We start from the raw sequence: 12389 nt of genomic DNA, 5'->3' as shown, positions 1-12389 counted from the left end.
GGACCCGGGGCGGCTAGGGATGCTCGTCCAGGTCCTGCATCAGCGAAGTCACCGCGCGTTGTACCAGGGATTCTTCCTCCAGCGCGGTGATCAGGCCGTTGGCCAGCAGTTGCTCGATGGCGCCGCGCGTGAGCGAATGGCGCTCGTCGGCGTCCTGGCCGACGAACAGGAAGAACTGGCGGCTTTCGCTGATCCAGGCGATCTGCGCCGTCATCCACTGGCTTTGCAGGAACAGGTGGTACCAGTTGCCGACCTGCAGCTGGTCCATCCAGGCCTCCAGCGCGGCGCGCGCCTTTTCGGCGTCCTGGCCCGAGTAGAGCGCCACCGGCACGGTGGGCAGGTGGCCACGGTCGACGCGCGAATGCGCCCAGTGCGAGGGCAGTTGCGACTCGCGCTCGGTGAGCAGCTGCTGCAGCAACTCTTCGGGGCTGTACTCCTGGCCGGGCTTGGCCGGCCGTGCCGCCACCGCCTCGGCCAGCGCCGGCAGGCCGCGCAGGATGCGGCCGTGTTGTTGCATCAGCTCGGCCAGGATGTCCTGGCGCCTGGACGCATCCATCGCAATCGAGTCCATGCCGCGTTCCAGGCGCGTGATCAGGGCCGGCAGGCTGGCGCGGAACTGCTGGCGCTGCGCCTCGGTCGCGGGCAGCTGCAGGCTGGCCAGCAGCTCGTCCACCAGCTCGATATAGGACTGGGCCTCGGGCGCATCGCGGCCATGCAGCACCATCGCCTGCACGATCACTTCCACCCAGCTGCTGAGCAGGAACTTGCGCAGGCTGGCGGTCAGCGGGGCATCGGCCAATTGCTCCTTGAGCTGCTCGCGCAGCAGCTTGAGCCAGTCGCCGCGCTCCTGCTCGCGCTCCAGCGCCGCCAGGGCCACGGCGCTGCGTTCGCTGCGCTGGTGGGCATGCTGGCGGATCTGCTGATCCACCGCGTTGAGGGCCTGCTGGAATTGCAGCGCGGTGGGCACGGGCGAGGCCACCAGCTGTTGCACCTGCGCGTCCATGAAGCTGAGGAATTCGCGCAGGCGCTCGTCGTTCGGGTTCTCGAAGGCCTGGCCATGGGCCGACACGCGATTCAGCAGCTGCCAGGTGGGATGGTCCTGCCTGCGCAGCAGGCTGCCATCGGTCTGCGCCAGCCGCGCCACCGCCACCTGCAGCCGCGCCAGCAGCTGCTTCACGGCGGGCAGCAGATTCGGGTCGGCCAGGATCTGGCCATACAGGCGCGACAGCAGATCGCCACCGCCCGCGGCGGCCGTCTTGGCACCTGCCGCGGCGCCCAGGCTCTGCGGCCGCGAGTTGTATTCGTCCACGCGGCGCGCCAGGGTGTCCAGCGAGGTCGGTATGGTCTCGGCATGACTGGCGAACTGGCGCTGGCGCAGTTCCGACGCCTTGATGCCGGCGCCATGGCTGGCCACCATATTGATGAGGTCGGCCTCGCGCATTTGCTGGCACAGCGCGCTGTAGATCGCATGCACGCCATTGGCCAAGGGCTGGGCGGCCACGCGCATCAGCGCATAGCGCGCCTCGGGGTCCAGGTCCACGCCCTGCATGGCACGGTTCAGCGCCTGCGCAAACAGCGCCGGGCGCAGCGGGTTGTCGTTCTTCAACGGGCGGGCAATGCCGCGCAGCGCGGCGAAGAAGTTGCCCAGCTGATGCACCTCGGGCCGGCTGCGGTCTTCGATCACCGACACCGCATGCGCAATGGCCACGTCCTGCAGGGCCTGCTTCTCGTCCACCAGGCTGAGGGTGTCCAGGCGCGCCGGGCCGCTGCGCTGCAGCGGGTCCTTGCCCTCGCGGGCCGCCGCCAGCAAGGGGCGCAGCGAGGACTCAAAGTCGTTGACGAAGCGCGGGCGCTCGCGCAGCCAGCCGGCAAACAGCTGATGGTGCTGGGGCTTGTCCTTCAGCTCGTCGTGCGTCTCGTTCAGCACGGCAAGGCTCAGCGCCGGCACCCGGGCGACGACCTCGTCGACGAGTGACTGAAGCGTGGGTGCGTTGGGCATGATGTTCATGGGCGTTTGCCGCCATTATCGGCGGCGCCAAGCATGAAAAAGGGGGCCGCTGTTGCGGCCCCCTTTGTTTGAGCGTGACGGATCACGCGTCAAAAGTCTCGGTTTCCCGAGATTACATGTCCATGCCCATGCCACCCATGCCGCCCATGCCACCAGGCATGCCGCCGGCCGGAGCTTCGTCCTTGGGGGACTCGGCCACCATGCACTCGGTGGTCAGCATCAGCGAAGCGACCGAAGCAGCGTTCTGCAGCGCGGTGCGGGTCACCTTGGTCGGGTCCAGGATGCCCATTTCGATCATGTCGCCATAGGTGTCGTTGGCGGCATTGAAGCCGTAGTTGCCCTTGCCGGCCAGCACGGCGTTCACGACGACGGAGGCTTCGCCACCGGCGTTGTAGACGATCTCGCGCAGCGGGGCTTCGATGGCCTTCAGCACCAGCTTGATGCCGGCGTCTTGATCGGCGTTGTCGCCCTTGATCTCGCCAGCAGCTTGCTTGGCGCGCAGCAGGGCCACGCCACCACCAGCCACGATGCCTTCTTCAACGGCAGCGCGGGTGGCGTGCAGCGCGTCTTCCACGCGTGCCTTCTTTTCCTTCATTTCGACTTCGGTGGCAGCGCCGACCTTGATCACGGCAACACCGCCGGCCAGCTTGGCCACGCGCTCTTGCAGCTTTTCACGGTCGTAGTCGCTGGTCGCTTCTTCGATCTGGATGCGCACTTGCTTGACGCGGGCTTCGATGTCGGCAGCAGCACCGGCGCCATCGATGATGGTGGTGTTTTCCTTGCCCACTTCGACACGCTTGGCTTGGCCCAGATCGGCCAGCGTGACCTTCTCCAGGGTCAGGCCGACTTCTTCGGCGATGACCTTGCCGCCGGTCAGGATGGCGATGTCTTCCAGCATGGCCTTGCGGCGGTCACCGAAGCCAGGCGCCTTGACGGCGACAACCTTCAGGATGCCGCGGATGGTGTTGACCACCAGGGTCGCCAGGGCTTCGCCTTCGACTTCTTCAGCGATGATCAGCAGCGGACGGCCGGCCTTGGCCACTTGCTCCAGCGTGGGCAGCAGGTCGCGGATGTTCGAGATCTTCTTGTCGAACAGCAGGACGAAGGGGTTGTCCAGCAGCGCGGCTTGCTTCTCGGGGTTGTTGATGAAGTAGGGCGACAGGTAGCCGCGGTCGAATTGCATGCCTTCGACCACGTCCAGCTCGTTGTTCAGGCTCTTGCCGTCTTCAACGGTGATCACGCCTTCCTTGCCCACCTTGTCCATCGCCGAGGCGATGATCTGGCCGACGTCGGCATCGCTGTTGGCGGAGATGGTGCCAACCTGAGCGATTTCCTTGGAGGTGGTGGTGGCCTTGGAGGCCGCCTTCAGCTGGGCGACCAGGGCGGTCACAGCCTTGTCGATGCCGCGCTTCAGGTCCATCGGGTTCATGCCGGCGGCCACGTACTTCATGCCTTCGCGCACGATGGCCTGGGCCAGCACGGTGGCGGTGGTGGTGCCGTCACCGGCGTTGTCAGAGGTCTTGGAAGCGACTTCCTTGACCATCTGCGCGCCCATGTTCTGGAGCTTGTCCTTCAGCTCGATTTCCTTGGCCACGGACACGCCGTCCTTGGTCACGGTGGGGGCGCCGAACGAGCGCTCCAGCACCACGTTGCGGCCCTTGGGGCCCAGGGTCACCTTGACCGCGTTGGCCAGGATGTTCACGCCTTCAACCATGCGGGCACGGGCCTCGCCGCCAAAGATCACGTCTTTTGCTGCCATGTGTATTTCTCCGGATTCTTAATTGGGGTCAGATCTTGCGGGTCGCAGAAGGCTTACTTCTGCACCACGGCAAACAGATCTTCTTCGCGCATCACCAGCAGTTCGTCGCCGTCGACCTTGACGGCCTGGCCCGAATACTTGCCGAACAGCACGCGGTCGCCCACGGCCACGTTCAGGGCAATGAAGTCGCCCTTGTCATTGCGCTTGCCAGGACCCACGGCCAGCACTTCGCCCTGATCGGGCTTCTCGGCGGCGGCGTCGGGGATGACGATGCCCGAAGCGGTCTTGGTTTCTTGTTCCAGGCGCTTAACGATCACGCGATCGTGCAGAGGACGCAGTTTCATCACATCTCCTTCAGAGTGTCTTGGTGCTTGAATGGCAGGTGCTGCGTCAAGGTGAGCAACACCTTTTCACATGCTTGAGCCCCGCAAACCAGGGTTCCCGGGGCTGTTAGCACTCGGTGTGTATGAGTGCTAGCAGGAGGATTATATGGGTGCTTGCGCGGCTTTCAAGAGCCCGGGGTGGCGGGAGGCTAGGATCGCCATTTCGGCGCGGTGCCTTCCTTCCACCCCTGATATATGAGCTACCCCACCATCGACAGCGCTGCAGCATTGCAGGATTGGTTCCGCCGCAGTGGCGTGACCGGTCCGCTGGACGCCTGTGTGGGGCCCTTGCCGGGCACGGGCATTTCGCTGGCGCGCTGGTCGCGCCGGCAGCCGGATACCAGCGTGCAGGCGGTCTCGCCCCACCCGGGCTGCTACCGGATCGCCGTCATGCTCGAGCCGCTGGAGTCGCAGATCTGGACCGGCGAGCGGCCCATCTGGGGCGGCGTCATCGGCGCCAACCGATTTCGCATCTGCGCGCCTGGGGCGCCCAGCAGTTGGCGGCAGCTGAGTGGCTGCGACATCGTCAATCTCTTTGTTCCGGTCCACACCGTCGACCGGCTGCGCCAGGAAGCGGGCTTGCCGGAAGGTTACGGCCTGAGCAGCACCGCCTATGTGTCGGATCGGCAGGTACTGGACCTGGTCTGGAAGATGCTCGACGCCGAAATGTCCGCGGGAGCGCTGGCGCCCCGCTATTGCGACGGCGTCGCGACTGCGCTGCTGTGCTATCTGCTCGAGCGGCATGCCGGTGCCGGCGCCGCTGGGGCGGGCAGAAACGGTTTGAGCGGCGCCAGGCTGCGGCGCGTGCTGGCCCTCATCGCCGACAACGTGAGCCGCGAGATCCCCATAGCGGAGATGGCCGCGCTGTGCGCGATGAGCGAGTCGCACTTCTCACGCGAATTTCATGCGGCCGCCGGGCTGCCGCCGCATCAGTACGCGCTGAAGCTGCGCTTGGAGCGCGCCTGCGAGGCGCTGACCCGCAGCGGCGACCGCATGGTCGACATCGCCTTGGATCTGGGATTCAGCAACGCCAGCCATTTCTCGCGCGCCTTTGCGCGGCGCTATGGCATGCCGCCGGCGCGCTACCGGCAGTTGCATCGAGCGCAAGGCTGAGCTTGGGGCTTTCCCTTGCTGCCGGCGCTCCGGCAGCAGGCTTGTGCAAGTCGCGCAGGATTTGAGGCGCGCCGCCGCCGGCCCACTACCAGAATCGCGCCGCAAGCGCAGCACGCCAGGGTGGGAGGTCTACAGGCCTTGCCTTTCCCGGCCGCACGCTGTCACTCGACCCGTGTGACCCTGCCACGCCCCGGCCATGTCCGGCGCTGCCCCCCATCCATGACGAGCCAAACTATGCCCAAAATCCGCCCGATTGTTCGCGCCCTTGCCATGGCCTGCGCGGGCAGCCTCAGCCTGCCCCTGCTCGCGCAGGGCGAGGCACAGACCCTGGAACGCGTCGAAGTGACGGGCTCGCGCATCAAGCGCCTGGAGGCCGAGACGGCCTCCGCGATCCAGGTCATCAGCCGCGACGACATCGCCCGCTCGGGCGCGCTCTCGGTGTCCGACGTGCTGCGCGACATCCCGGCCGGCAACACCGGCGGCATCGCGACCGACGGCCCGGTGGACGCCACGTTTGGCAGCGCCGGCATCTCGCTGCGCGGCCTGGGCGTCGGCTCCACGCTGGTGCTGATCAACGGCCGCCGCGTCGCACCCTTCGGTTTCGGCACCGCCTCCTTCGTCGATACCAACTCGATTCCCGTCGATGCGGTCGAGCGCATCGAAACGCTGCTGGATGGGGCCTCCGCGATCTATGGCGCCGACGCGATCGGCGGCGTGGTCAACATCATCTTGCGCAAGGGCTTCGAGGGCCTGGTGGGCAGTGCCGGCTATGGACGGTCGAGCCGCAGCGATGGCGCCAGCAACAACGCCTCGCTGACCTACGGGCAGGGCGCCCTGCAGCAGGATGGCTACAACGTCTTCCTCACACTCTCGCACCGTGCGCAGGATCCGGTGCGCGCCGCGGACCGCGAGCGCACCAGGGATGCCGACTTCCGCCGCTTCGACCTGTCCGATCGGCGCTCCAGCTACTACCGCAATGTCTACCGGTTGACGCCCAGTTCGGGCTACTACAACAGCAGCGCCGCCAACTTCATCGGCCCGCTCACCGGCCTGGACGCGCCTTGCGTGCCGGCCAGCAACACGACGGCGACGCTCAATGGCCGCTGCCTGAACGACAACACCGCGGCGGTCAATCTGGTGGCCGGCTGGCAGACCGACAGCGTCTATGGCGCGGGCGTGCTGGCCCTGCCCGCGGGCTTCGAGCTGTTCGCCGATGCCGCCCTGACGCGCAGCCGCTACAACACCCGCAGCTTCAGCTACGGCACCGACTCCTATGGCTACTACACCTACAACCAGGTGGACAAGCTCGGCCAGTATGGCAACGCGCCGGGCGCGCAAGTGTCCTACCTGATCCTCCCGGCCGGGCATCCGCAGAACCCCCTGAGCAATGCCGAGGTGGGCGTGCGCTATCTGTTCAACGACGTCGCCAGCACCATGGACAGCGCAACGCTGAACCAGCGCTATACCGTTGGCGTGCGTGGCGAGCTGGCCGGTTGGGATCTGGAATCGGCGCTGATGCTCTCGCGCGCCCGGACCGACACCGGGCTGCGCGGCTTTTTGCAGGATGCCGTCTTCCTCAACGAGGTGCTGGACGCCAACGGCAAGGTGCGCCCCGGCTTCATCCTCGGCAACGCCGCGGCCAATGACCCCGGGCTGATGGCGCGCCTGTACCCGCAGATGCGCAGCACCGGCAGGACCGCCACCGATTCGCTCGACATCCGCGCCAGTCGCGAGCTCTGGGCCTTGCCCGGGGGCAAGCTGGGGGTCTCGGTCGGCGCGGAGTACCGGCGCGAGAAGGTCGAATCCGTGCCCGATGAACTGCTCTCGTCCGGCGCGATCTCGCTGTGGAATGTCCAGGGGGCGGCGGGCTCGCGCCGCGTCACCGCCGTCTATGCCGAGGCGGCCGCGCCGCTGCTGAAGGGCCTGGAGCTCTCGCTGGCTACGCGCATGGACGACAACAGCGACTTCGGCCGCTCCAACACGCCCAAGCTGGGCATCAAGTGGCAGGCGCTGCCGCAGCTGCTGCTGCGCGGCACCCATGCCGAGGGCTTCCGCGCGCCCACCCTGCCCGAGCAGCACATGGGCACGCAGACCTACTACGTCAAGGTGCAGGACCCCAAGCTCTGCGCCACGTTTGACACCAATAACCCCAACTGCGATCGCTATGTGGTCGGTGTCTACGGCAATGCGGGCGACCTGCGCGCCGAAACCTCGACCAGCCGTTCGCTGGGCTTCGTGTTTCAGCCCAGCCGCGATGTCAGCCTGGCGGTCGATGCCTATGACATCAAGCGCAAGGGCGAGGTGGCGTCCATGAGCACCAGCTACCTGCTGGCGCATGAGAACGAGTTTCCGGGCAAGGTCGTGCGCGGCGCGGCGTCCGGCCAGATCGACCAGATCTTCCTGACGGCGACCAATCTGGCCGAAACCCATGTGCGTGGCGTCGACATCGACGCTCGCCTGCAGTTCGACATGCCAGACGCGCTCGGCCGCGTCACGCTGAACGGCACCTACAACAAGCTGTCCAGGTACGAGCAGGCCAATGCGCCCGGCGCCGAGCTGAGCGACACGGCCGGCTACTACCTCAAGCCCAAGGAGCGCATGCACTTCGGGCTGGGCTGGAGCCGCGGCCCCTGGCAGGCCCATGTCAGCTGGAATTACAGCGGCGCCTACGCGCAGGCCGCCGATGCCACCGTGAGCTGCGGCTATGCCAGCCAGACCGTGCCGCATCCCGAGTACTGCCGCATCAAGGCCTGGCTGACCGCCGATGCCTATCTGGCCTACCGCGGCTTCAAGGATCTGGAGCTGAGCCTCTCGGTGCGCAATATTGATGACCAGGCCGCGCCCTTCGACGCCGACCGCATCGCCTATCTGCAGGGCTTCAACCCGGCCTATCACAACCAGCTCGGCCGCTACTTCCAGCTCGGCGCGAAGTACAAGTTCTGGTGAGCATGGTGAGCAGTGCATCCGTCTACCGGGCGCGGCTCGCGTGCCTGCGCGCTCATCTGCAGGCGCGCGGCCTGGCCGCGCTGTGGATCCCGTCGTCCGACCCGCACCAGTCGGAATACCTGCCCGAGCGATGGCGTGGCCGGGCCTGGGCCAGCGGGTTCACCGGCTCGGTCGGTCATCTGCTGGTGGCCATGGAGCGTGCCGCCTTGCTGGTCGATGGCCGCTATGCGTTGCAGGCCGGCGCCGAGCTTGCCGGCACGGGCATCGAGCTCGTGCCGACCGCGAACCCGCGCGCCACCGATGCCGCGGCGCTGGACTGGTTGCTGGCGCAGCTTCCCGCCGGCGCCGCGGTCGCCGTCGACGGCGAGGTGCTGGCGCTGGCAGCGGCGCGGCAGCTGTGGCAGGGGCTTGCCAAGGCGGGCATGACGCTGCACTGGCAGCAGGACCTGCTGGACGCGGTGTGGGCCGAGCGGCCGGCGCTGCCGTGCACGCCGCTGCATGAGCACCCACTGCCCGAAGCCGGCGCCGCGCGCGCCGACAAGCTCGCGGCGCTGCGGCAACGCATGGCCGCGCTGGGTGCGCACTGCCACCTGAGCTCCGCGCTGGACGAGATTGCCTGGCTGCTCAATCTGCGCGGCGCCGACGTGCCCTTCAATCCGGTGTTTCTTGCGCACCTGCTGGTCGACGCCGATGGCTGCAGGCTCTTCGTGGGGCCGCAGCGCCTGCCGGCGGCGCTGCGCGGGCAGCTGGCGAGCGAGGGCATCGAACTGCAGGACTACGCGGCCATCGGTGGCGCGCTGGCCGCGCTGGCGCCGGGTACGCAGCTGCTGCTGGACCCGGCGCGTGTCAGCCTGGCCCTGATCGAGCGGCTGAGCGCGGGGGTGCAACAGCTTCACGCTACGAATCCGCTGCAGCTGATGAAGAGCCCGCGCGAGCCCGCGCAGTCCGAGCAGTTGCGCGCCGCCATGGTGCAGGACGGCGTGGCGCTTTGCGAGTTCTATGCCGAGCTGGGCCCGGCGCTGGCCGCCGGCGCTGTCAGCGAACTGGATCTCCATGCCCGCGTCAGCGCATGCCGGGCGCGCCGTCCGGGCTTTCGGGGGCCGAGCTTTGACACCATCGCCGGCTTCGGCCCGCATGCGGCCATGCCGCATTACGTGCCGACGCCGGCCCAGGCCCTGCCGCTGACGGGGCGCGGCCTGTTGCTGATCGACTCCGGTGGGCATTACCTCGGCGGCACCACCGACATCACGCGCGTCTGGCCGCTGGGCGGCCCGCCAAGCCCAGCGCAGCGACGCGACTACACGCTGGTGCTGAAGGGCATGATTGCGCTGTCGCGGGTACGCTTTCCGCGCGGCACCCTGGCACCCATGCTGGATGCCGTGGCGCGCCTGCCCCTGTGGGCCGAGGGCCTGGACTATGGCCATGGCACGGGCCATGGCGTGGGCCATTACCTCAACGTCCACGAGGGCCCGCAGCTGTTCTCGCAGGCGCTGCCGCAGCCCGAGACGGCCTTGCTGCCCGGCATGGTGATCAGCGTCGAACCCGGGCTCTATCGCCAGGGCCAGTGGGGCATCCGGCTCGAAAACCTGGTGCTGTGCGTGCCGGCCGGCAGCACCGAGTTCGGCGAGTTCCTCGCCTTCGAAACGCTCAGCCTGTGCCCCTTCGATACGCAGTGCCTGGAGCCCTCGCTGCTGCATGCCGACGAGCTTGCCTGGCTGGACAACTACCATGCCACCGTGCGGCGGCGGCTCGGCCCGCTGCTCGAGGGCGCCGCGCTGGCATGGCTGCACGCGCATACGGAGCCTGTCAAACGATGACCCTCAGTAGCTTTCGCAAGCTGGCCGCCGCGCTCTGTGCGCTCACCCTGGCCGGCTGTGCCGGCATGGAGAACTCCGGCGCGCATGACAGCATGAGCGCCGAATGCCCGGTGGGCATGCATTACGCCGCCTTCGGCATGCCCGGCACGCCGCTGGCGCAGCTGCGCGCCATGGCATCCGCGCGCCTGGCGGTGCTTGGGCTGGAAGCGGCCTGGCAGGCGCCCGAGGGCGAGGCCTTCGATGATGGCGCCGAGGATCGCGAGCGCCTGCGCGGCCTGCTGGCGGTGGTGCTGCCGGCCTATGAGCGCTACCCGCCCGCGCTGCTGGCGCGCATCCAGCTGCGGCGGCTGGAGTTCGTCAAGAACCTGCGCGTCGGCGAGCAGCTGCGCCGCGCCATGCCGGCGGCGCAGCGCGACAGCGTGGCCTATGCCGACATCGGCGGGCCGCTGGGCGCTTGCGCGGCCGGCATCGAGGCGCGCGTGCATCACGAGCTTTACCATTTGATCGAGGCGCGGCTGTTCAAGGACTATTACTACCGCGATCCGCAATGGCTGGCGCTCAACCCGGCCGGCATCCGTTACGGCGCGGGCGGGAGCACCGCCTATGGCAAGGCGTTCTCCAACCTCGGACATCCGCAGGCCGGCATGGTCAGCGCCTATGCGCTCTACGGCCCCGAGGAGGACAAGGCCGAGGTGTTCGGCTGGATGATGACACCCGGCTATGCCTCGCGGCTACGGCGCTGGGCCGAGCAGGACCCGGCGCTGGCCGCCAAGCGCCAGTTCATGGGCGCGCTGCTGGCGCAACTCAGCGCCGGCGCGCTGGGCCCGGCCGATCTCGACTGGCTCGCTGCCAGGACGCAGCCCTGAAGCAGCCCCGCAGCCGGGCGCTTCAGGCCAGCAATTGATCCGAGGCCAGATAGCGCTGCCGGAAGGCCTCGAAGGGCTCGTGCTCGGCACGCTCCAGCGCCTGCTGCTCGGCGCGCGAGGCCTCGGCCACGCGCGCATAGTCGGCCAGGCGTTGCTGGCTGATGGGCAGGGCCAGCAGGCCGGCCTTGATGTGCAGCGAGTGCTCGCGCACAAAGCTCACATGCGAGCACTCATGCTCGCTGCGGATGTTTTGCAGCACGCGCGCCGAGGGCAGGCTGTCGAAGTCGCTGAAGCTGGCGCGGGCGCGGTCGAGCGCGCCGCGGTAGGCCTCGCCGCCCAGGGCCTGGTCGAGCTTGGCGGCGATGGGGCCGAAGGCCTCCAGCAGTTCCTGGCCCCAGGCCTGCACCGTGATGCGCTCGCCGCCGCGCTCCAGCGCCTGGCCGGGTTCGCGGCCGGCATGGGCCACGCGCTGCTGGTTGCGGGCCAGCGCGGCGATCTCCGCGGGGGTGTCGGGCGGGCTGTCGGCCAGCAGGCAGTGCAAGAGGAAGATGTCGATGAAGCGCATGGTGTCGGCATTGATGCCGACCGGCTCGAAGGGGTCGAGGTCCATGCAGCGCACTTCCACATACTCGACGCCGCGCTCGCGCAGCGCATGCAGGGGGCGCTCGCCGCTCTGGATGACGCGCTTGGGGCGGATGGTGCCGTAGAACTCGTTCTCGATCTGCAGCAGGCTGGTGGAGAGCTGGTTGTACTCGCCACCCGGGTTGCGCACGCCGATCGCCTCGTAGGCCGGATAGGCCTGGGTCAGCGCGCCCTGCAGCGAGTGCGCATAGCCCTCCAGGCTGTTGTAGCTGACGGCCAGCTGCGATTGCGCGTCGCTCTGGTAGCCCAGCCGGCCCATGCGCAGTGAGGTGGCATGGGGCTGGTAGAGCGTGCCCGCGCCCATTTCCTGCAGCTCGTGCGGCCGGCCCTCGACAAAGCTCGAACACAGCGCCGGCGAGGCGCCGAACAGCACCAGCAGCAGGAAGCTGTGGCGGCGGAAGTTGCGGATCAGGTCGAAATACTGCTCGCTCGAGATGCCCGGCATCGACCAGTTGTAATGGATGCCCGAGATCGTCTGCATGCGCCGGCCGTAGCGATGGCCCAGGCCCATGCGGTAGACGCTCTTGGCGCGGCCGATATTGGAGGAGCCGTAGTTGCCGATCGGGATGGTCTCGTCGGCCGGCAGGTAGCAGGGCATGCTGGACGCCCACATCATCTCGCCGCCCAGGCTGTGCACCACCGCCTGGTGGATCTCGGTCAGCTCGGCCAGGCATTGCTCGGCCGAGGCATGCACGCCGGTGATCAGCTCCAGCTGCGATTCGCTGAAGTCGGTGGTGATGTGCGGGTGCTTGAGCGCAGAGCCCAGCGCCGCGGGGTGCGGGGTCAGGGCCAGCGAGCCGTCCGCATTGGCACGCAGGCTTTCCTTCTCCACGCCGCGACGCATGGCTTGCAGTC

Annotated in this window: 8 protein-coding genes; 4 read left to right on the top strand and 4 right to left on the bottom strand. The window is 68.1% G+C overall.

The genetic code is table 11. The annotated features are described in order from the left end of the window. Positions 1–13: 13 nt before the first annotated feature. From PFX98_RS02465 to PFX98_RS02455, 3 genes are all read right to left on the bottom strand, one after another. On the bottom strand, positions 14–1999 hold the full coding sequence (locus PFX98_RS02465) for a DUF1631 family protein (protein ID WP_285233587.1): 1986 nt from the start codon (positions 1997–1999) through the stop codon (positions 14–16). A 121-nt stretch (positions 2000–2120) separates the two neighbouring features. Beyond that, a complete protein-coding gene (gene groL, locus PFX98_RS02460) occupies positions 2121–3767 on the bottom strand; it encodes a chaperonin GroEL (protein WP_285233586.1) in 1647 nt (548 codons plus the stop codon). A 53-nt stretch (positions 3768–3820) separates the two neighbouring features. Next, positions 3821–4111 carry a co-chaperone GroES gene (locus PFX98_RS02455; RefSeq protein WP_285233585.1) on the bottom strand — a complete coding sequence of 97 codons (291 nt, stop codon included), beginning with the start codon at positions 4109–4111 and terminating at the stop codon, positions 3821–3823. A gap of 234 nt (positions 4112–4345) precedes the next feature. Between PFX98_RS02455 and PFX98_RS02450 the strand changes: the two genes are divergently transcribed. The 4 genes from PFX98_RS02450 to PFX98_RS02435 all read left to right on the top strand — a co-directional run bounded on the left by PFX98_RS02450 (position 4346) and on the right by PFX98_RS02435 (position 10892). Then, positions 4346–5263: a helix-turn-helix domain-containing protein gene (locus tag PFX98_RS02450; RefSeq protein ID WP_285233584.1), complete on the top strand. Its 918-nt coding sequence runs from the start codon at positions 4346–4348 to the stop codon at positions 5261–5263. Between the two features lie 234 nt (positions 5264–5497). Further along, complete coding sequence (locus tag PFX98_RS02445) at positions 5498–8209, top strand: TonB-dependent receptor plug domain-containing protein (protein WP_285233583.1); 2712 nt, start codon at positions 5498–5500, stop codon at positions 8207–8209. 2 nt (positions 8210–8211) lie between these two features. Continuing rightward, a complete protein-coding gene (locus PFX98_RS02440) occupies positions 8212–10026 on the top strand; it encodes an aminopeptidase P family protein (RefSeq protein ID WP_285233582.1) in 1815 nt (604 codons plus the stop codon). Continuing rightward, the gene (locus tag PFX98_RS02435) at positions 10023–10892 is read left to right on the top strand and encodes a hypothetical protein (RefSeq protein ID WP_285233581.1); all 870 of its coding nucleotides are present in this window, start codon (positions 10023–10025) and stop codon (positions 10890–10892) included. Before PFX98_RS02440 ends, PFX98_RS02435 begins: the two co-directional genes overlap by 4 nt. Positions 10893–10914: 22 nt before the next feature. On the opposite strand, the gene gshA is transcribed toward PFX98_RS02435, so the two are convergent. Beyond that, the gene (gshA, locus tag PFX98_RS02430; RefSeq protein ID WP_285235522.1) at positions 10915–12378 is read right to left on the bottom strand and encodes a glutamate--cysteine ligase; all 1464 of its coding nucleotides are present in this window, start codon (positions 12376–12378) and stop codon (positions 10915–10917) included. Positions 12379–12389 lie beyond the last annotated feature (11 nt).

Origin of the sequence: Paucibacter sediminis, from assembly GCF_030254645.1 — a bacterium.
In the GTDB taxonomy this organism is placed as follows: Bacteria; Pseudomonadota; Gammaproteobacteria; order Burkholderiales; family Burkholderiaceae_C; genus Paucibacter_B; species Paucibacter_B sediminis.
The sequence above is the reverse complement of the archived record's forward strand: the minus strand, read 5'-3'. Positions and strand labels throughout refer to the sequence as shown.